The following is a 20,805-nucleotide window of genomic DNA, read 5'->3' on the forward strand; positions in this document are numbered from 1 at the left end:
CTGTATGGTATAGATTATCAATGCGTGTTTAATTTATCTTCGTCTGCTGCTTTGGTTTGTTTGAGAACGGACTCTAGTCGCTGAACTGCAGTCTGTATTTCGTCATAGGAAACATTCAGAGGCGGAAGCAGACGAATGACATTGACTCCTGCAGGAACTGCCAGTAAGCCTTGCCCTCTTAATTCTTCAATGATCGATGGAACTGAAGCTTTCACTTCTACCCCAATCATCAGCCCCTGCCCGCGAACTTCCTGAACGGTTAATAAAGGAAGCAGACGCGTTTGTAATTCCTTTTGAAGAAAAGCGCCCTTCTCTTTCACTTCCTGCAAAAAATGGTAGTTAAAAATGGCTTCAAGTGTCGCTTTTACAGCTGCCATAGCTAACGGGTTTCCTCCAAATGTTGTGCCGTGTGAACCTGGGTTAAAGGAGTCTGCTAATGGTTCTTTACCGATCATGGCTCCGACTGGAAAGCCGCTTCCCAATCCCTTAGCTGCTGTCACAATATCGGGGTCGAGTTCAGCATGCTGATAGGCAAAAGGGGCACCAGTGCGGCCAATCCCTGTTTGCACTTCGTCAACAATGAGCAGGGCTCCCAATTCCCAGGATTTTTCTTGTGCAGCTTCAAGAAATGCTGCTGACCCTTCTACAAGACCTCCCTCCCCTTGAATCACCTCAACCATGATGGCCGCTATATCTTCACCGTGAAGATTTTCCAAAGCTTTCGTATCGTTATAAGGAAGATATTCAAACGTAGGCAGCATAGTTCCATAACCTTCTTGAACCTTCCCCTGTCCAGTGGCGCTCATAGTTGCGAACGTTCGGCCATGGAAAGAATTCTTAAAGGTTATAATTTTTTCCTTCCCTGTATGTTTTCTCGCCAGCTTGATTGCCGCCTCATTTGCCTCTGCCCCACTATTACAAAAGAAGACGTAATCCAAATTAGTCACGTTTGTCAAAAGCTCAGCAGCTTCCTGTTGTAGTGGAATGTGATACAAGTTCGACACATGCCACAGCTTATCAAGCTGTTCCGCAATGGCTTGCTGTACGGTGGGAGGGCGATGACCCAAATTGCATACCGCAATGCCTGAAACAAAATCTAAATATTCATTCCCTTGATTATCCACGACGGTTGTGCCGTTCCCTGACTCAACCGTCAACGGAAATCGTTTATAGGTTGGAAATAAATTCATTTGACTCCTTCCTTTCGTCTTGCTTGAATCCTTGTTCCCTTCAATTGATTATGCTTGATCAATGGCTGTTCCCCGCTTACAATCATGACTTCCTGCAGCTGATCCGATAAAGCTTCTACTGCTGCATTCACTTTTGGAATCATACCGCCGTATATCAAACCCGTTTCAATAAGAGAAGCAACTTCTTCAGGGGTGGTATCTTCAATGGCTTTGCCCCCACGCAAAATGCCTGGTACATCTGTCACAAAAAGCAATTTCTCCGCATTCATCGACTTCGCCACTGCCGCGGCTGCCAGATCAGCGTTGATATTGACAGTTTGCCCTCCAGTCGTTTTGCCAAGCGGGGCGATGACAGGCATATAATCCGCATGGAGGCAGCGAAGAAGCAGATCTGTTTCTACATGTTCAATCGTTCCTACGTAGCCCCACTTCTCCTGATCTATGAACTTTGCTGTCAACAGCCTGGCATCTGAACCCTTTAAACCGATCGCACGAATCGACTGCCTCGCAAGTTCAGCTGTGATCTGCGCATTTACCTTTCCACTCAGGGCCATCTCCACAACCTCAAGGGTTTCTTTCGTTGTCTTTCTAAAGCCCTCGTAGAACTCGGTTTCTATATTTAACCGCTTCAGCATCAGCGTAATCGCCGGTCCACCGCCATGGACAATGATACAGTGGTAATGCTCACGCAATTCCGTAAAGCTTTGGTAAAATTCCTCTGACAGTCGATCCAGCATACTTCCCCCAAGCTTTACGACTACTACAGGCTTCTGATCAGATTCACGTTCGATAGCTGGCGTTAATTTTGACATAATCATACGTCAAGTCGCACCCCCAAGCCGTTCCTGACCCATCTCCTTCATGGAGCTCAATCGCGATCGTCACTTCCTCTTTACTCAAGTCTTGTTTTGCTTGCTCCTCAGAAAAAACACATGGCGTGCCATTGCTGAATACAAGTTGACCTTCGATAGAAATACTGCATCTATCCGCATTAACCTTAGCCTGACTATAGCCAATGGCCCCGACGATCCGGCCCCAGTTAGCATCCGTTCCATAGATCGCTGTTTTGACAAGGTTTGAGCCGACGACGTTCTTAGCAATGATTCTCGCTTCTTCATCCGAGTTAGCTCCTATAACATTAACTTCTATTAACTTAGTAGCGCCTTCCCCATCTTTAGCAATTTGTTTGGCCAAGTCCTCACATACTTGCTGAAGAGCTTGCTGGAAGGCTGGCCATTCCGGATGCTGTGGTGTAAGGGAATCATGAATTTTTCCACCATTTGCAAGCGCCAGCACCATATCATTAGTGGATGTTTCCCCATCCACTGTTATTTGATTAAATGATTTCTCGATCGAATGGCTTAATGCTGTTTGCAAGTGATCCGATTCAATGGTTGCATCTGTCGTAATAAAGCCGAGCATCGTTGCCATGTTTGGATGAATCATCCCAGAACCTTTGGCTGCTCCTGCAATCGTTACCTTCTGCCCATCAATTTCAAGCTGGTAACACGCCTTCTTTTCACAAGTATCCGTTGTCAAAATCGCTTGCTGAAAATCACTGGCTCCATTCTTAGTTGCTTGCACATTTTGAGTGCCATACTCAATTTTTTCCATTTGGAGCTGTTCCCCGATGACCCCTGTCGAAGCAACGGCAATGTAGCTTTTTGAAATAGACAGCTGTTGTGATAAAAGCTCCCTCATTTTATAGGCGTTCGCTAACCCTTGTTCACCTGTACAAGCGTTAGCAATAGCACTGTTGACGACAATCGCCTGAATTTGATTGGCATTCGCAATACTTTCCTTTGTGACTTGAAGCGGAGGGGCTTGAAAATGGCTCTGCGTATAAACAGCTGCGACGGAGGCAGGCTGGTCACTCATCAGCAATCCGAAATCTTTTTTAGCTCTCCTGAGACCACTATGTACACCTCCTGCTTTAAACCCGACAGGTGTAGAAATCGTCCCCTCTTCAACTCTTTCAATCTTGTATGCCTCCGTACTCTGCATCAATTTCTCTCCTCCCTCTCACTTATTATGGATAAACAGGTATGTGAAGCAGTCCCGTTGTTTCCTCAATCCCTGCTGCTAGATTCATATTTTGGATAGCCTGACTTGCTGCCCCTTTCATTAAATTGTCAATGACGGATACGATCGTCACCCGCTGCGTCCGCTCATCAATCGTTATTCCAATATCGCAGTAGTTCGATGCATAAACATCCTTTGTACCTGGATAGTGACCCGGCTTACGCAATCTTATAAATGGCTGCTCTCCATAATAGGCTGTCAAACAGTCGTACAATTGCTCAATCGAATGAGTGCTTGTCAATTCACCATATATCGTTGCCATAATTCCCCTCGTCATCGGGATCAAGTGGGTGGAAAACGTTACGGGCGCCATTGATTCCTCCCAGACGGTGAGCTGCTGCTCTATTTCCGGAATATGTTGATGTTGATTAACTTTGTAAATCTGGACATTTTCCTGTGTATGAGCAAAATGTGTCAAGGGATTCGGGTTTTTCCCTGCCCCGGATACACCAGTTTTGGCGTCAATGACGATTCGGCCTGGGTCCAGCAGTTTCTCTTTTACTAACGGACCTAACCCGAGCAGTGCCGCCGTTGGAAAACAACCAGGATTGGCAATGAGCTTTGCTGACTGAATTGCTTCCCTATTCCATTCCGGTAATCCATAGACAGCTTGCTTGAGAACCGATTCAGGTGCTGGCTCTTTCTTATACCACTTTGTATAGGCGTTCGGATCCGTGAGACGAAGATCACCGGATAAGTCAATCACCTTAGCTTTTCCGCCAATGAGATCCGGAGTAAGTTTTCTGGATACTCCTGCAGGTGTGGCTAAAAAAATGACATCAAGCTCAGCCTTCATGGCTGTTGGTTTCAATGGTCGCAGTTGATCTTGTGCTGTATTCAAGTGACTATATGATTCACTTATCCCTTCTCCCGATTGAGTGGAGGAATATAGTGTGATCGATTCAATATGCGAATGTGAGGATAGCAGCCTGGATAATTCAACACCGCCATAGCCAGTAGCTCCAACGATTCCTGCCTTCAATCTTCATTCTCCTTTCGTATATTAATGTATATTTATTAATAATACCGTATAATTATGCTATTATTCCTTTTAATGTGGAAATTGTCAATAGGTTGAGGAGAAATTTCTGAATTTTTTATGGAACATGAGGGATCTATTAGGAGTAAAAATGTGCAATTATCGCTAGTTACAGGTAAATAATCGCCGGGGTTCAGCATAGACAGCCATAAAAAAAGAAGGCCAGCCGTAGCTGACCTTCTTACAGTCCAAAGTTCTGAAAAATACTTCTTTCTGGCAGCGAGTAAATGCCGCGACCCATCAAATGGTTAATAATCACTTTATTTCGGTGAACAGAGAGCCCGAGATTAGTTGAGCCAACACCGTGTGTATGCGAGATGCCACTGTGGACATAAATCTCATTGCTGGACTCTTCAGCTTTCTTCAATCGATAATCGTGCTCAACTTTATAGCGGCCCTCATCGTCCCATTCGAGAAAATCACCAAGGTGATGGACGAAATCGGGTACATTCGGCTTGTACCCGGTTGCTGTAACTACGACCTCACTTTCACGCGTGAATTCTTCCTTCTTTTGCGTGTGATAACAAGTGATTTCATATCCATCACCCGCCTGCTTCGGCATAATATCCCTCACTTCGCTAAGCACTTGAAGACCGACATCAAGCTCGTCCCCGCCAATCGAGTGCTCATATAAAAGATTATAAATGTCATCAATAGTGTGATTGCTGATCCCTTTATAATACAAGCCCTGGTTAGCAAAAATTTCATCTTTTTGCTTTTGAGGCAATTGGTAAAAGTAGTTCACATAATCGGGAGAAAAGTGCTCAAGACTCAGCTTAGATTCTTCCATCGAAGCGAATCCTGGTGAGCGGGTAATCCACTCGAGACGATATCCATAATCCCGCTGTTCCTTTAATAACTCGCGAAACGTTTCGGCGGCGCTCTGGCCTGAGCCAACGACTGTGATAGACTTAGCGTTTCGACAACGATCTTGATTAGGGAGGAAATCTGCGGTGTGGAACACATCTGCAGCAGGTAAATTCCTTAACGACTTTGGCATAACAGGAACGGTGCCAGTCCCCATGACGAGGTGCCGCGCCTTAAATTGACTCGTTTGGTTGGTAGCAAGGTTAAGGACCTCTATTTGAAAGTATTCCTCGTTATCCTTAATATGACGTACGTCGGTGACACGTTGTCCGAATTGACAGCTGGGAAGTCTTCTTGAGACCCACTGGCAGTATTCGTTGTATTCACGGCGTGGTATGTCGAGTCGCTGCAAGAAATAAAATTGATACATGCGGTCGTTCTGGCTAATGTAGTTGAGAAAGCTGTGTTTGTTGGTTGGGTCAGCCATTGTGACGAGGTCTGCGAGGAACGGTACCTGCATTTTCGTACCTTCTATGAGCATGCCTGGGTGCCAATCAAAGTGATCATTCTGTTCGAAGAAGACACTTTCGATGTCCTCAATTTCATCGAGAAGTGCGGCCAGGCTTAGATTAAAGGGACCTACTCCTACCCCGATGAGATCGTACATTTTGTCTTGTTGTTCCATTTTCACTACTCCTTTTTCTGAAAAAATTCCATTTCAGAACACTACTACCATGGTACCATATTGGTAGGAAAACGGTAACATGGAGGAAAGGATGGGGGGCCGGACAATAGCCCTGGTTACGACAGAAGCTTTCCTTACTAGGTTTGCAATTTTATACATCTTTATGCATGCATTATTATTTAAGGAGTTAGCAATTTATCGTAATTCTTTCCCCATCACCAGCAGTGGGGGAACATCGTGTATAACAACAGCATGCCCGTTCACCACTTGCCAGCCGCTCTGTCTATACAATTCGATCGCTGGGTCATTATTTACTGAAGTAGTAAGAATGGATGTGGCATGGTTGACTGTCTTCACTAATTCATCATGCAGGAGTCGGCCAATTCCCTTTTTCCTGTTAGCAGGATCGACAGCTAACTCGACAAACTCGAAACAATCAGCCAGCCATGTATCGATTTCCTCACTAGTCATCTGTGCTGCCAGTTTTTCACGGTAATATTGCCCGGGCAATGAAGTATACCCGTAGGCAAATCCCAGAACATCTTATTCTCGCTCACATATTTCACACCAAAAAAACCTTTATATGTAGAATGCTTTGTTATTTTTTGCAAAGCTTGTCCTGGATTTGCATCCTGAAATGAATGATTGTAAATGTCAATAATCGCATGTAAATCCTCATCTGTTTGGTTCCATGATTTAACCCCCATGTTCATCTCTCCTTTTTTAAAATTCATGGACTAATTTTTTCTTTATGTTATCAAGCCTGAAATGTAGAGGATGCGGAAGAAACGGGATGATGGAAACGTCTCAACGGTTTCAATTTATGAAGTGGGTGAAATAAAATTGGGGAGAGCATGATCGATGAATGAAGTAATTGAGCAAGGCTGGAGCAGTTGATTTTAAAAACTTCCTAAGATGACATGGAGCTCCTCCGTAATGACGAGACTGCCCAACCGTAGAACTCGTACCATCTAACTTCCATAGAGGACGTACAAAAGATGCAATCGGCTTTTCAAAAGGTAGTATTTATGTTGGAAGATCGGGTTTACACAGTTACTCCATTTGCTGGTCTTTCATCTTCATTATTCCCGAGATGAGCAATAATACAGCCCCTATACCTACAAGCACGGAGTCAATATCAACAAAAGGCAGGCTTACATCCGCTATCCAAAAACATGCACCAATAAAGAACAATAACCACCCTGCAATGGAGACCTTCTTTTGCATCACACATACTCCTCTCCCTGTTCGATTCTAACCCTATTAAAGCACTTAGATAAATTCCCCTTTCTGTTTATTCTAACACTTCTGAAACTAATTTCCTCCTTTATTCGTATAGTAGGAGGACGATGACTTTTCAGAAAAAGCAGTCCACTTACTCAAATTATATGCTGTAGAAAGGAAAGGTTGATTGGTTGGATAATCAAGTTTCTATGAAATTTTCGAGTCAAAAGCTTTTAGGTTCGATATGGCTCGCTGTCGCTGTAATGAATATCGTTTTAATAGGATTCGATATGTATTTGACAGATAGTTCGACCTTCATTTTCATTCTCCATATTATTACAGCCGGGAGTAGCATTTACTTGGCAGCAGCCTTCATGAACATCCACAAATTCTCATGCGTTAGAAGCAACGATAACCACCTGTTCATCCGTTCTGGCCTCTATCCCCGTGAAAAGAAAATCCCTCTATCTCATATAAGCAAAGTGGTGGAAAAAGAGGTCTACTTACAGATTTATTGCGGTGATAAGAAAACTGCAAAAATTCATCGTCGTGTACTAAGTGATTAAGATTTCGGTCAACTAAGAGAAAAAATATCTGGATAGGGAGATTCTTATGGAAAGTCCAATTAAATTGTTACTCGTTCAAGCGAGACAAGACTATTTGCCGTACCTTCTTTTAGCGGATGAGACGGTGGAAATTATTAATGAATATATCAATGATGGAGAATTGTACGCGATCGTATATAACCAACAAACAATAGGGGTCTGCCTGTTCACATTCCCCACTCCCTACACTGTGGAAGTGAAAAACTTTGCTATCCAGCCTGAGAATCAAGGGCAAGGCTTAGGGAAGCGAGTCATGAGTTGTGCTTTCCAGCTGTACAAAGAAAGAGGGTTCGAAGACATGGTTGTTGGCACGGCTAATTCGAGCATTGCCAACCTTGCTTTCTATCAAAAGACGGGGTTTCGTATGGATGGAATAATTAAGGACTTCTTTGCCCGATACCCTGAACCCCTTTATGAGGATGGCATACGGGCACTAGACATGATCAGATTCAGAAGAAAGCTCATCTACGAGAGGAAGCTCGATCGATCCATTAAGTAATCATGTAATGTCATTTTCCAACTGGTGGTGTAGAGATGAAATTCGTTGCTAAATTGTTTAGCCAATACCTTTTGGGGTTAGTCGGGATCATACTAATCAGTTCTATTCCTGCATTTTTTCAAAGTGTATGGGATGTTGTCTATAAAATTTTCACCCCATCAGAATGGTCATTTCGACTTTATTTAAATTATGAATACGTTGAAAGACCATTATTTACGTATGTCTACGATCACTATACCTATTCCATGACTATTCTTTTCTCTGCCCTGTTCATCGCCTTTGTAGTCGGATTTCTACTGGCTCTATCAACCTTCCAACTTCCATCCACAGCCAAAAAAGTTACCCACCGTTTGTTAAACAGTTTAGAGGCATTTCCAGATATATTGTTTATTTTCATGCTGCAAATATTAGTCGTATGGTTTTACAAAAATTCCGGAATTCTTCTATTTGAATTTGTTTATTTAGGAGAGGAAAAAATTTATTTATCCCCCATTCTTTCTCTCTGTATTTTGCCTACCATTTTATTCTATAAAGTCATCTTATTGTTACTAGAAGAAGAATGGAGCAAAAACTATGTCCAGCTAGCCAAAAGCAGAGGATTCAGCAGAATGTATATTCTTCTTCAGCATTGTGTACGCAACATAAAAAGAAACCTCGTCATCCAATCAAAGCCGATTATTTGGGCTACCCTGTCCAGCTTATTAGTCGTTGAATACTTGCATAACTTCTATGGAATTGTTCGGCTCATCTTTTTTGACAGCAGACCATTTACGATTACAGTAGCGCTCGTCATGATCTTTACACCTTTTTATATACTCTTTCAACTTCTTGAGTGGGGTCTTAAAATGAATTATCCTTCCCCATTTGAAGATAACGCCAGGTTGTTTAGAGGGAAAAAATTATTCTCCGGGAAGTCTTTTTTAAGACGCCTAACTTTCAATAAGGTAAGCTCACAGATTCATTCTTTCTGGGGTGGATTGTTAAAACTACTTCGAAAACCCAAGTTTGTCTTAGGGATGCTTTACGTTGGAGGATTAGCTATAACAAGCCTTTTATATAGTTACTTCAAAGATCCTCCCGTAGAGAGACTTGGTGTGTTCCAGGATGAAAGCGGATTCTACCATGCTCCACCTCACCCGCCTGGAGTTCTAGTGCTGGGCTCGGACACCTATGGCTATCCTATTTTTGAGATGCTGGCTAGCGGGGCTAAATACACGATTCTGTTTTCATTATTAATTGCCTTTTTAAGAATTCTTTCCGGCTATATACTAACGATCCCCTATATATTTTGGCTGGGAGAACGTTCAAGGAATGTTATAAGCAAAGTAGCTGACGGGATGCAGTTCTTACCTCTTTCTCTTATTGCTTACGTAATATTGGTGAATGTAGTTATTTTTGACGAAGACAAAAGGAGGTTAGCCGAGTCCCAAATTGTCCCAAACACCGTATTAGAAGTTATGGTTCTTGTTGTATTTGTAATTCCTGTAATGTTGAACACGATTGGTAAAGAGTCAAACGCTCATCTAAAGAGTGAGTATGTTCAATCAGCCCTTATATTAGGAGCCAGTAAAAGTCGAATATTCTTTAACCATATTTCTATTTCACTATTTCCAAAAATCGTCTATTTATTTGGTCAGCAAATAATTCAGGTGCTGCAAGTATTTGTTCACTTGGGCGTTTTTGGTATTTTCTTAGGTGGAGGGTTAAAGGGACAGCCGGATCAATCTTTGATCTATGAATGGACTGCAATGTTCGAAAATATGAGGATAGGAATCATGACGGGACAGTATTGGTTAATTATCCCTGTGCTTATTCTTTACATCTTTCTGATCTTATCTATTCAGGCGATCACGAGAAGTGTGATAGAAGTACAACAACGTAAGATCGGCATCGATTCAGCAAAGCCAAAGAAAAAGACGGAAAGGACGAGAACAGACTCCTCTCCCTCTAAAGATACAACCGACAAAAAACTATTTACCTTTTTATAAATAATGTAGCGAAAAAATTAACCACCTCAGGTCATCCAAATATTGGATGACCTGAGGTGGTTATAATTGGATATTACTCTAAAAACTTATCTAATTCATTTTTTACAGTGGTTGCTTCTGAGCCAATAACAATTTGAATACTTTGCTTATCAATCTTAATTACACCATGGGCGCCTGTTTGTTTGATGCTTTTTTCATCAACCAGATCTGTATCTTTTAACTCCAGGCGCAGGCGTGTCATACAATGGTCATTCGTGATGACGTTGTCTTTTCCTCCAATAGATTGAAGGATCTTTTTAGCCATATATTCATGGTTAGAGTGGGACAATTCTAGGTCCTGCTCCTTACTGGAAGCTACTTCATCAAATTCAAGGTCGTGTTCTCTTCCGATTAACGGAATATCCTTTTTCACGATAATTGTATAGAAAGTAAAGTAATAAAGTACTGAGAATACCAGTCCTATGGGTATAATCCACAATCCCCCATCTGATAAATTGAGGTTCAAGAAGTAGTCAATGGCTCCGGCTCCCCATGAAAACCCATGCCTGATATGAAGCAGATAAAGAACAGCTCCTGCCAAACCAGTGTAAATGGAATGCAAGAAGTATAGCAATGGTGAAGTGAATAAGAAGGTAAACTCAATAGGTTCTGTAATCCCAGTCACCACGGAAGTTGCAGCACCTGAGGACATAAGTGATTTCGTTTCCTGCTTTCTTTTCCTGGCTGCTTTCGTAATCGCTAGCGCTATGGCCGGGATCCCGAACATCATGGTAATGAAAAACCCGCCAATAAAGTACCCTGCAGTCGGGTCACCACTGAGAAAACGAGTGATCTCACCCGTTACAACCTCTCCGGAAGCGGTTTCATATTCGCCTAAACCAAAGTACACGTAGGTATTGATGACATGGTGCAAGCCAAATGGCAGTAAAAATCGATTTAAGAATCCAAATATAAATACTCCCAGTGCCCCAAGACCCATTAATGTTTGACTGAAGGCATCAATTCCAGCTTGAGCATAAGGCCAAATGAAGGACATAACTCCAGCGACAGGAATCATCGTAAAAATAATCATCGTAATCGGGAACTTTTCGCCGCTGAAAAAGGCAAACATGCTCGGCAGTTTGGTATCTTTAAATTTATTATAAATATAAGCTGCAAGTAAACCTGCCAATACTCCCCCGAAAACACTCATATTCAGCTCTGGGTCCATAATTTTAAGTCCTTCTTCTAAAACGATAATAGCCAGGAAGCCTGTAAGGGCTGGTATCCCCTTATCCTTTGCTTTCGCCAGCCCCATCGCAATACCTATAGCAATTAAAGCATCCATTTGCGCCAGAATAACCCCTGAAGCCTGGAACAGAGGAATATCGAGCATATCCTCAGCTGTGATTCGCAACAGCAATCCAGCAACAGGCAAGGCGACAATAGGGATTAATAACGACTTTCCAAACTTTTGCAGAAAGCTTTTCATGGTTCGCTCCTCCTCATATGAATAGGCTTTAAAGTTCCTTAAACGTAGTCAACTGAATATCTGATCGTCCCTGAATCAAGCCAACAATCTCTGGATTTGTTAAAAACTCAAGTTCATCTACCCGCGGATATGTGAAGGATGATGTCGAGAGCAAAGTCTTATCCAAATAAGCCGGATGTGACATCACTTCAACTGTGTCATGCTCACTAAATAACTCATTGAGGGATTGCTCATCTTTTAAAGCGGTTTCAATTAAATAGGCAAAAAAGTTGGTCGTCTTCACTTCTCCCTGCTCCATATTATTGCGAACAGGCAAGCCATACTCCCTGGCAAGCTGCAAGAACACTTGCGGCATGTCACCAAATGAATTGATATGGTGATGACTATCTAAATGTGTAGGCTGTAAACCATAGGATAAAAACTTTTCAATTTGTGCCTTCCATTCGGCATACACCTCATCATAATCAATCGTGAAAGCTCCCTCGTAAAAGGTTAGTTTTCTAAAATCCCCCTTTGCATCAACAATCGTTCTATGATTATTCAATAGAGGCCTTCCACATGTTAAAACAAGATGCACTCCTACCCCAAGACCAGGATTTTGCTTGGCCAGGGCGGCCGCTTGGTCTGCACCTGGCATGTTTGCCATAAAGGTTGTGGACGTTAACACACCATACTGATAGGAATCAATGATCCCGTGATTTACACCTCTTGAATAGCCAAAATCATCCGCATTAATAATAAGCTTTTTCATGATATCCCCCCATTCTAATTGTTTCTGCCAGCTGTCACTTGAAAGATGAGTCCGTGTTTTTCTTAAGTTCCGGCCAGTATTTTTCATTGGCAATGATTAAATCATCCACAATCTCTTTAACCTTTGATGCATTAACTACTGTACGATTTACGGTAAGTGCCTGAATGAGCTTCTGATAACTTTCTTCAAAATATGCATCAACCACCAGCTGTTCATAAGCTAACTGGCCTTCAATTAATCCTTTATAAAAAGTTGGAATTTTACCAATAGAAAATGGCTTAGGTCCCTGGCTTGTAAGAAGAGCTGGTACTTCAACCATAGCCTCTGCTGGTAAATTAGGGATAACCCCATTGTTTTCAACCATAACTATGAACCGCTCATTTAAATTGTAGGCAAGAGATTCAGCCGCCTTAATCATAAAAACACCATGGATATCAACGTGCAAGTCTTCTCCTTCCGCTGTCTCCTTCTCGATGATACGGTCACACAGGTCATGAACGTGCTTCTGGCGTCCCTCTATTACTTGTCGAGCTCGTGTACGGTTAGGGTCCTCTTTTTCTACCATTGCTTCAGGATACAAGTAATATTGCAAGTACGTATTCGGTAGAAACTCCGGGAAATCAATCAACATCTGCCTGGCCTGTTCAAACGTTTTCTGCCAAGAGAGATCATTAGCAATGGCTTCGTCCTCTGGAGTGAAACCAGTCTCCATAATAAGTCTCTTTAAGCGTTCTGTGTGGTCATTGCCTTCTTTATCGAAGATTTTTGTAAACCAGCCGAAGTGGTTTAACCCAAAGTATTCCGGTACAATATCCCATACATCGAGCCCAAGAATCTTGGCATAACTGATCATGATGGCAATGGGCATATCGCAAATGTTGAGGATGCGGTTATCGTTAGGAAATTCCCTGTTAAGAGCCTCTGCTACAATCGCAGCTGGGTTTGTATAATTTAAAATCCATGCTTCAGGAGAGCAGCGGCGGACATCATTGACAAGTTCAACCATATCCCCAATTGACCGCAGCCCGTAAGCCATGCCCCCAGGGCCGCATGTCTCCTGCCCAACAACCCGATGTTTTAAGGAAATCTGTTCGTCTTGCTCCCGCATGGCTAGACCGCCCGTACGGATTTGCACAAATACAAAGTCTGCCTGTTTAAAAGCTGCTTCTTTTTCCGTTGTATAGGAGAAAGATTCTAACTCAGGATAGCGTTCCTTAAATAAAATTTCTGTTGCTCTCGCATTTCGCTCCTGGCGTTGTTCATCAATATCATAAAATATGACATCTTTTAGAGGAAAGCGCTCCTTTTCTGCTATTAAACTCATCATCATCCCCATTGTGTAAGTGCTTCCACTTCCGACTACAACTAAGCGCTGTTTTCTCATAAAATGCCCCTTCCCATTCATCTCTTACACCATTTATACCACTATTATAATACATATTCAATACCAATCATGCATTAAATAGGTATTAATTTTTCGTATAAAATAGTCATAAATATTATTTTCAAGCATAGAAGGATGAAAAAAGCACAAGATTCATTTATAGTTGTATTAGTGTTTAATACAACTTAAATACATAACTACTGGTGGTGACTAAATTGAATTCAAGTACGCCTTTATATAAACAAGTTGCAAGCAAAATAAAAAAGGATATCATTACGGCAAAGATTAATAAGGATGAAGCCATTCCCTCAGAGAAGAAGCTGGCTGAAAAATATCAAGTCAGCAGAGTAACCATTCGTCAATCTATCCAACTGTTAGTAGATGAGGACATCCTTTATAAGGTTCGCGGCAGTGGGACGTATGTGAAGAATCAGAAGATCGAACATGACATATACAGGCTGCAGAGTTTTACGGAAGAAATGACACACTTAAATCAAAAGCCGACTAACCAAGTCCTGGATTTTCACATGCAAGAGCCTGGGGAACAGTTAAGAGAAACTTTGCAACTTGAAAATGGTGAAAAAGTATTTTTTATTCGGAGACTGCGATGTGTGGATGACGAACCGATGATTTTAGAGGAAACATACATGCCTGTTTCGTTATTTCCGGATTTGTCAGTCGATGTTATGACTCGTTCAAAGTACGAATACGTGGAAAGCAAAGGCTATGTCATTAAAGAGCGCCAAGGGGAAATTCTGCCACTCTCTCCTGACGAAGAATTGCGAAAAATCCTTTTGTTGGAAGGGAATTCATCGATCCTAACCATGAATTTATGGGCCTATTTTGATGATGATACAATTTTTGAATATACTCGGCTATATTTCAGAAGTGAGAAATACACCTTCAAATTTACATCTAAACGATTTTAATGATATAGAGGATGAGTCAGTTTTGTGCTAACAGAATGGTAACTAAGAGTTTCTTGGTTAAGGCGTAATGTTTGTGCGTTAAGTCGTTATGACTTCGAGTTAGGGAGGTATATTTTTTGAGACAAGACGTTATTCATCACGTTAGGCAGATAAGTTTAATCATATTTACATAAGGAGGGAGTTGAGCACGGACAATTACATGCCAACAAAGAGGGTATCCCTCAAGTCACTGCACTTTCGGGATAACACCTTCTTTATCGGTTCAAACTATCGTAGCTAAAAAAAAGAAGAAGCCCATAATTTGGACTTCTTCTTTTTTCCTATTCAGTTACAACTTCTACTTCCCAGTTGTTATTAACATAAAGCCCAAGAACCTTGACTTCCAGCTCCCAACCTTTAATCTTCTCTACAGACTTTTCAATTTGGCTCAACAGTTCATCTTTTGGAACTGGGTTCCCTGCACAACCATAATGCCCTACTATGGCTACTACTTCTGAGCCATGAGCTTCATAGGAGACTTGAACTCTGGATTTTATCGACTCAATCTCCCGCTCTGTTCCTTCTAACAACACTTTGTTTGGCCCAGCCTCGGTAATCATATCTATGTAATCTACCGAAAATTTTCCCTTCATCCAGTGAAATACCGGCTGCTGTACCCTTCCATCCATACAATTAATCGCTGTAGCAAACTTTGAATCTGTCATAACTTTTCGCCTCCTGTAATAGTCGGGGGAATTGACTTCCCTCACTAGTAACATTTTATAATTTTATATATTTCTATCATACCAATTCTTTGATTTTATGTCGCCTCTCTACACTTGTCATTTACAACTCGGTTAAAGTATTAATCTGAAATTCGGGCCACTATTATATCCCGTACATTCTTTAGCCATTTTAAATGAAAGTTTAACATTCCGTAGTAATGAGCATGGATAGCAGCGGCCAAGTCAGAACCTGAAGCTGGGTTGTCGTCTAATTCAAGCTCAAGATTCGTGATCCATGAAGTAATAAGTTCCGCTACTTTGTCTAATTTTACATAATCAACAAACAACAATGCCGGGTAGAGTGACCGACCATCCATTTTCTGATTCTCAAAAACATCGTAAATTAAGTTAATCAAGTGTTCATACCCTTCAGAAGTTATGGAATAAATCGTACGATTAGGCCGCTTCTCAACCTTTTCTGTTTTAATGGACTGAATATAATTCTTTTTTCTAAGACTTTCTATTGAATAATATAGGTTTCCATCTGTCATGTCGAAAAATTGGTCCCACTTGTTCTCTTTTATAATTTTTTTTATTTCATAAGGGTGCTGATCGTTCGATTTTAACAACCCTAGAATTACGATTTGTATAGACATAGCCAGTCTTCCTTTCTAGATAAACTAAATCCAATTACTTTGCACAGAGTATATATAGGTATATACTTTAATTAAACTGACGGGAGGGATTTTATGCAATTAGAAAATAAAGTTGCAATTATAACAGGCGGAGCAGGAGGTATAGGAAAAGGGATTGCCAAAGCTATGCTGAAAGAAGGCGCTAAAGTAGTCATTGTAGATATTAATAAGGATGCTGGTCAATCTACAATGAAAGACCTGACGAAGTTTGGCAAAACCCACTTCATTTTAAAAGATATTTCTATCGCTGAACATTCAACAGAAATTATTCAGGAAACCATCGATACGTTCGGCAAGCTGGATATTCTCATCAATAACGCCCATGCTTCCAGACAAAAGCCCTTCCAGAATACTTTGCGTGATGATTTTGATTTATCCTTTAACACTGGATTTTACCCTACTGTGAATTTAATGCAAGCAGAAGAATGGAAACAGAAGCACCCTGAACAATACCAATCCATGATATCTGGAATTCCACTTGGAAGAATGGGGGATCCAGAACAGGACATCGGAAAAGCCGCCGTCTTTCTAAGCAGTGCAAACAGTTCATATATTACAGGTCAAACGATCATGGTAGATGGAGGGACTGTTAAATTAACGTAAGTAAAAAGATGCACCCTTGCAAAAGAAGGGTGCATCTTCTATAAAGAATCAAATATATGTTTACTGAGCTGAAAAGCCACCATCAATGACAAGTTCAGCACCTGTAACATAGGCCGCATTGTCTGATGACAAATATAAAACAGCCTGTGCTACGTCATCGGCAGTACCAAGTCTTTGTAACGGAGTAGCACGAACAAGACGTTGAACTGTTTCACTCGATTCTTTTAAGCCTTCTGTCATTGGCGTTTGAATAACTCCAGGGAATACGGCATTCACACGTACCCCGTACGGACCGTATTGGGTAGCTGCTGCTTTTGATATAGCACGTACTGCCCCTTTTGATGCTGAATAATTATTCAAACCCATTCCAATTTGAGCTGTATAACTTGAAATATTAACGATTGCACCCGATTTTTGTTCCATCATATAAGGAATAACATGTTTCATTCCGGCAAATGGACCGAAACTGTTAATTCGCATCATAGTATCCCAATCTTCAATGGTAATATCCTGAACCGTTTTTTCGCTTGAAATTCCTGCATTGTTAATGAGGATATCAATTTTCCCATAGGTATCGAACACTTGATTAGTAAGGTTGATCCAACTATCCTCAGAGGCAACATCAAGATACAGACCTTCCACACCATCTATATTGCCAACTTCTTGTAGATTCTCTCTGTTGATATCTGCAGCGAACCACTGAAGCTCCTTCACCACTGAATAGTTCAACCATACGACGCCCCATGCCGGAAGCACCGCCAGTTACAATGGCCACTTTATTATCAAATTTCCCCATCACGAATTCCTCCTTTGAAGGATATACATCTATTCTATCACCTCATATACTTTGCACAAAGTAATCCGCGTAAGATATTAAATAATGGGGTTTAGAGTTACTGCCAATGGCTAAATATAAAAACGCGGGCATGAGGTGTATATACCTCTCATGCCCGCGTTCAAATTTAATAATAATAAAAATACTACTTTTTCTTCTTAATCCCGATCACTCGACCAGCTTCTATTGGCTTTGTTTCAACAGAATACATGTCTGCCAATGATTGCAGCTTTGAAGAAATTTCTTCTGGAAACGGTCCAGGTCGGCCGGATTGCTGGTCCATTCCCATTAGCATTTGTTCACTCGTTGCCGCCCGTTTGCCTTCATCCCCATATAATTCGAGAAAAAGATGGACACGTTTTGCATCGTAATCCAGTATGGAGGCATGGATTTCCAGTGGCTCTTCAAAATTCATTTCCGCTAAGTAACACACGTGGTTTTCAAGCGTGAACATGGTGTATTGTTCCCTTTCACGAAAGATGTCATTTATGCCCATTTCACCCATAAAACCATCAACTGCCCAGCTAAATGCCCGAACGTAGTCGGCGTCATTCATATGGCCGTTGTAATCAATCCACTCTTTCCGTACATGTTCTTTTAAAGCTACTAACGTATTCATTCTTTTGCTCCTTTATAATCTGCCGTTCAAATTAGCGGCTGGCCAATATTTTTCCAACAGCTCTTGTAGCTCGATTAAAAATTGATCACGACGTTTTTCGAGCTCTGCCATATCGCTTCCCTCTGTTTGGGCTTCACAACCAGTGATCACCTTTTCAGCCAACTCGTCCGTAAGCTCTGGTGCTTCCAGTTTCGTCCATGGCAGCTTCAAAGCTGGGCCGAATTGGTGAAGCAAATGTCTCATTCCTTGTTTGCCTCCGCCCATATGCAAAGTTAGGAATGGTCCCATTAAGGCCCACCGTAAACCTGGACCGTACACGATAGATGCATCAACTTCTTCTGTAGTAGCAACACCATCATTTACGATGTGCAGCGCTTCTCTCCAGATCGCTTCCATCAATCTATCGGCAACATGCCCTTCGACTTCTTTTTGCACGACCAGCGGCTTCATATTAAGAGTTTCATAAAATTCCCGCGCTTTTTCTATGAATGCCTGATCTGTTTTCTCGCCACCTACAACTTCCACGAGCGGAACCAGATATACAGGATTAAATGGATGAGCCACCATGACGCGCTCCGGATGTGCTGTGCAATCCTTCTGCAGGACACTTGGAACAATGCCAGATGTGCTTGAGGCAATCACCGCTTCTGCGTTAGCATACCCATCAATTTCAGCAATGACCTGACGTTTTAGTTCTTCTCGTTCTGGCACGTTCTCCTGGATAAAATCTGCTTCGGCAACTGCCTTTTTCAGATCCTTTTCAAACGAGAGATTGTCCAGTGATGCACCCTGGCTAAGGCCGTATTTTTCCATGGCTGGCCATGCATTCTTAACTGCCTCATGCATGTTGGATTCTGCTTCTGGTGCAGGATCTGTTGCCGTTACTGTGTACCCATTCGCCAGAAAGCGGGTAATCCATCCATTGCCAATCACACCGGTTCCGACTACAGTTATGTGCTTAATCGTTGATGTTTGCTGTCCCATATTAATTATCCCTTCCATGCGGGTTCCGCAGATTCAATGTCTTTCTTGCTTCAGCTGGGGTCATAATGTCAGAGCCCAGGCTTTGTGTTATGCCGACAGCTTTGTCGACCAATTGCTCATTCGATGCCAGCACACCTTTTTTCAAGTAAATGTTATCTTCCAGACCTACACGGATATTACCGCCTTGTAAAACGGACTGCGCCACAACGGGCATTTGCATTCTACCGATACCAAAAGCGGCCCACCGTCCATTTTCTGGAATGCGGCTCTTCATATATGCAATGGTTTCAGCATCAGCAGCAGCTCCCCATGGAATTCCCAGGCAAAATTGGAATAGCGGGTCACCATCAATCAGCCCTTCATCCACTAACTGGTTGGCAAAACGAATATGACCCGTATCAAAACATTCAAGTTCCGCCCGTACTCCACTTTGTTGGATAAGGCTGGCTTGTTTTCTCAGCCAGTCTGTTGGACTAATATATACTTGGTTCCCAAAATTGACACTTCCGCAATCCAAAGTACAAATTTCAGGAAGCAATTCGCCAACTGGTTCATGGCGTTCCTCAGGCGTTTGCATATCTGTACCTGCTCCGCCTCTTGTTGGATCTTCATCACTTGGCACCCAGTCACCGCCTCCACCGGCAGTTATATTTAAAATGACATCCGTTTCCGCTTCACGCACTCGCTCAACGACCTCACGGAATAAATTCACATCGTGGCTCAGCTGCCCTGTCTCGGGATCACGGACATGTATATGTGCAATGGTGGCCCCCGCCTTCGCAGCTTTAATGGAAGCGTCTGCGATTTCCTTTGGCGTTACAGGGACATGTGGGTTTTTAGAAACTGTATCGCCCGCGCCAGTCACGGCGCAAGATAAAATGACTTTCTTCTGCATAGTATTCCCTCCTGGTATTATCCTCATTGGTATAGTTTGTTCTGAGAAGCCTTCAATTATTTATTTTCATCCTGTCGAACAGGTACGTGCTTAAAGATTTCCCCACTTTCGAAAAACTCCGTTACTCGACTAATCCAGTCATAGTAGTCCAGCCAAATTCTCGTTTCCTTAAGTAGTTCATTGATCTTCTGTTCAGTCTCTTCATCCAACGCTTCTTCTTTCTCAATTTCAGCAAGTTCCCGTTGCAGCTTTTGCTCGAACATTTTGCTTTTGCTTATCGCTTTACGCCAATTGGATGTAAACAGTGATACGAAAGTTTGGTAATAGTCACGCTCAACATTGTACAAATCTTTGCGGACACCTTTTTTAAAAACCTTCTCCGCAATATTGAGGTCCACCATTTCCCGAACAACCTGGCTCATTCGGGTTTTGCTCATCCCGATACTATCCGATAACTCATCGAGGGTCATCGGCTCTCTATTCATATAAATAGTCCCAAGAACTCGTCCGACCGTTGTCGATATTCCGAATGTATTCATATTGTCAGCAATTTTTTCTATAAACTGTTCTTCAATTTCTTTGGTTTTGTCGAACGGTTTTTCTTCCACTAGCTTCATCCTTTCGACTTTCAATTTTATATAAGCCAATTTAACACACCGAACAAGAAATGGAAAACGAGCAATTCAAAGCATTTCAAACTGAGAAAGGGGAATTTTAAGCAATACCCTTAATAAACTTTATACAATAAAAAGTTTACAAACTGTATGTATTATATGTGCAATAAATAAATTTTGTAGTTTATAAAAATTGTTCTAT

The 20,805-nt window shown here is 41.9% G+C and carries 22 protein-coding genes and 1 pseudogene; 5 read left to right on the top strand and 18 right to left on the bottom strand.

Going from position 1 to position 20,805, the window contains the following annotated elements; genetic code table 11:
• Positions 1-17: 17 nt before the first annotated feature.
• The 8 genes from argD to P9989_RS20295 all read right to left on the bottom strand — a co-directional run bounded on the left by argD (position 18) and on the right by P9989_RS20295 (position 7,030).
• Positions 18-1,190, bottom strand: a complete 1,173-nt coding sequence (gene argD, locus P9989_RS20260) for an acetylornithine transaminase (RefSeq protein WP_283076648.1) — start codon at positions 1,188-1,190, stop codon at positions 18-20.
• A complete protein-coding gene (argB, locus tag P9989_RS20265) occupies positions 1,187-2,002 on the bottom strand; it encodes an acetylglutamate kinase (RefSeq protein WP_283076649.1) in 816 nt (271 codons plus the stop codon). The genes argD and argB overlap by 4 nt, the downstream gene beginning before the upstream one ends.
• A complete protein-coding gene (argJ, locus tag P9989_RS20270; RefSeq protein WP_283078997.1) occupies positions 1,971-3,194 on the bottom strand; it encodes a bifunctional ornithine acetyltransferase/N-acetylglutamate synthase in 1,224 nt (407 codons plus the stop codon). Before argJ ends, argB begins: the two co-directional genes overlap by 32 nt.
• A 25-nt stretch (positions 3,195-3,219) precedes the next feature.
• Positions 3,220-4,254, bottom strand: coding sequence for an N-acetyl-gamma-glutamyl-phosphate reductase (gene argC, locus P9989_RS20275; RefSeq protein WP_283076650.1), 1,035 nt, complete (start codon positions 4,252-4,254; stop codon positions 3,220-3,222).
• A gap of 238 nt (positions 4,255-4,492) precedes the next feature.
• Positions 4,493-5,803 carry a lysine N(6)-hydroxylase/L-ornithine N(5)-oxygenase family protein gene (locus P9989_RS20280; protein WP_283076651.1) on the bottom strand — a complete coding sequence of 437 codons (1,311 nt, stop codon included), beginning with the start codon at positions 5,801-5,803 and terminating at the stop codon, positions 4,493-4,495.
• A gap of 195 nt (positions 5,804-5,998) precedes the next feature.
• Positions 5,999-6,313 (bottom strand): GNAT family N-acetyltransferase, encoded by a 315-nt coding sequence (locus P9989_RS20285; RefSeq protein WP_283076652.1) that lies wholly within the window; start codon positions 6,311-6,313, stop codon positions 5,999-6,001.
• Positions 6,271-6,537, bottom strand: a complete 267-nt coding sequence (locus tag P9989_RS20290; RefSeq protein ID WP_283076653.1) for a hypothetical protein — start codon at positions 6,535-6,537, stop codon at positions 6,271-6,273. Before P9989_RS20290 ends, P9989_RS20285 begins: the two co-directional genes overlap by 43 nt.
• 319 nt (positions 6,538-6,856) lie before the next feature.
• Positions 6,857-7,030 carry a hypothetical protein gene (locus P9989_RS20295; protein WP_283076654.1) on the bottom strand — a complete coding sequence of 58 codons (174 nt, stop codon included), beginning with the start codon at positions 7,028-7,030 and terminating at the stop codon, positions 6,857-6,859.
• Positions 7,031-7,236: 206 nt separating this feature from the next.
• Here P9989_RS20295 and P9989_RS20300 point away from each other — a divergent pair, with 206 nt between their 5' ends.
• The 3 genes from P9989_RS20300 to P9989_RS20310 are packed head-to-tail and all read left to right on the top strand — an operon-like array spanning position 7,237 to position 10,119.
• Complete coding sequence (locus P9989_RS20300) at positions 7,237-7,593, top strand: hypothetical protein (protein WP_283076655.1); 357 nt, start codon at positions 7,237-7,239, stop codon at positions 7,591-7,593.
• A gap of 46 nt (positions 7,594-7,639) precedes the next feature.
• A complete protein-coding gene (locus P9989_RS20305) occupies positions 7,640-8,131 on the top strand; it encodes a GNAT family N-acetyltransferase (RefSeq protein WP_283076656.1) in 492 nt (163 codons plus the stop codon).
• A 35-nt stretch (positions 8,132-8,166) separates the two neighbouring features.
• Positions 8,167-10,119: an ABC transporter permease subunit gene (locus tag P9989_RS20310; protein WP_283076657.1), complete on the top strand. Its 1,953-nt coding sequence runs from the start codon at positions 8,167-8,169 to the stop codon at positions 10,117-10,119.
• A gap of 73 nt (positions 10,120-10,192) precedes the next feature.
• On the opposite strand, the gene P9989_RS20315 is transcribed toward P9989_RS20310, so the two are convergent.
• Genes P9989_RS20315 through P9989_RS20325 form a run of 3 tightly spaced genes read right to left on the bottom strand, consistent with a single transcriptional unit; the run spans position 10,193 to position 13,725 of the window.
• The gene (locus P9989_RS20315; protein ID WP_283076658.1) at positions 10,193-11,590 is read right to left on the bottom strand and encodes a PTS transporter subunit EIIC; all 1,398 of its coding nucleotides are present in this window, start codon (positions 11,588-11,590) and stop codon (positions 10,193-10,195) included.
• Between the two features lie 28 nt (positions 11,591-11,618).
• Entirely contained in the window at positions 11,619-12,341 is a 723-nt protein-coding gene (gene chbG, locus P9989_RS20320; RefSeq protein WP_283076659.1) for a chitin disaccharide deacetylase, read from the bottom strand.
• Between the two features lie 34 nt (positions 12,342-12,375).
• Complete coding sequence (locus P9989_RS20325) at positions 12,376-13,725, bottom strand: 6-phospho-alpha-glucosidase (RefSeq protein WP_283076660.1); 1,350 nt, start codon at positions 13,723-13,725, stop codon at positions 12,376-12,378.
• Positions 13,726-13,940: 215 nt separating this feature from the next.
• On the opposite strand from P9989_RS20325, the gene P9989_RS20330 reads away from it, so the two are divergent.
• Complete coding sequence (locus P9989_RS20330) at positions 13,941-14,654, top strand: GntR family transcriptional regulator (RefSeq protein WP_283076661.1); 714 nt, start codon at positions 13,941-13,943, stop codon at positions 14,652-14,654.
• 320 nt (positions 14,655-14,974) lie between these two features.
• Here P9989_RS20330 and P9989_RS20335 read toward each other — a convergent pair whose 3' ends face one another.
• Positions 14,975-15,358, bottom strand: a complete 384-nt coding sequence (locus P9989_RS20335; RefSeq protein WP_283076662.1) for a carbonic anhydrase — start codon at positions 15,356-15,358, stop codon at positions 14,975-14,977.
• Positions 15,359-15,498: 140 nt separating this feature from the next.
• Positions 15,499-16,014, bottom strand: coding sequence for a PadR family transcriptional regulator (locus tag P9989_RS20340; protein ID WP_283076663.1), 516 nt, complete (start codon positions 16,012-16,014; stop codon positions 15,499-15,501).
• Between the two features lie 93 nt (positions 16,015-16,107).
• Between P9989_RS20340 and P9989_RS20345 the strand changes: the two genes are divergently transcribed.
• A complete protein-coding gene (locus P9989_RS20345) occupies positions 16,108-16,656 on the top strand; it encodes an SDR family NAD(P)-dependent oxidoreductase (RefSeq protein ID WP_283076664.1) in 549 nt (182 codons plus the stop codon).
• 60 nt (positions 16,657-16,716) lie between these two features.
• Here the strand turns inward: P9989_RS20345 and P9989_RS20350 are convergent.
• The 5 genes and pseudogenes from P9989_RS20350 to P9989_RS20370 all read right to left on the bottom strand — a co-directional run bounded on the left by P9989_RS20350 (position 16,717) and on the right by P9989_RS20370 (position 20,606).
• Positions 16,717-17,452: pseudogene (locus P9989_RS20350) on the bottom strand (SDR family NAD(P)-dependent oxidoreductase).
• A 184-nt stretch (positions 17,453-17,636) separates the two neighbouring features.
• A complete protein-coding gene (locus P9989_RS20355; RefSeq protein WP_283076665.1) occupies positions 17,637-18,110 on the bottom strand; it encodes a thioesterase family protein in 474 nt (157 codons plus the stop codon).
• A gap of 12 nt (positions 18,111-18,122) precedes the next feature.
• The gene (locus tag P9989_RS20360) at positions 18,123-19,094 is read right to left on the bottom strand and encodes a 3-hydroxyacyl-CoA dehydrogenase NAD-binding domain-containing protein (RefSeq protein WP_283076666.1); all 972 of its coding nucleotides are present in this window, start codon (positions 19,092-19,094) and stop codon (positions 18,123-18,125) included.
• Position 19,095: 1 nt separating this feature from the next.
• Positions 19,096-19,989, bottom strand: coding sequence for a beta-keto acid cleavage family enzyme (locus P9989_RS20365; RefSeq protein ID WP_283076667.1), 894 nt, complete (start codon positions 19,987-19,989; stop codon positions 19,096-19,098).
• A 56-nt stretch (positions 19,990-20,045) separates the two neighbouring features.
• A complete protein-coding gene (locus P9989_RS20370) occupies positions 20,046-20,606 on the bottom strand; it encodes a GbsR/MarR family transcriptional regulator (RefSeq protein WP_283078998.1) in 561 nt (186 codons plus the stop codon).
• Positions 20,607-20,805 lie beyond the last annotated feature (199 nt).

The sequence above is a fragment of the Halobacillus naozhouensis genome, assembly GCF_029714185.1.
Classification (GTDB): domain Bacteria; phylum Bacillota; class Bacilli; order Bacillales; family Halobacillaceae; genus Halobacillus_A; species Halobacillus_A naozhouensis.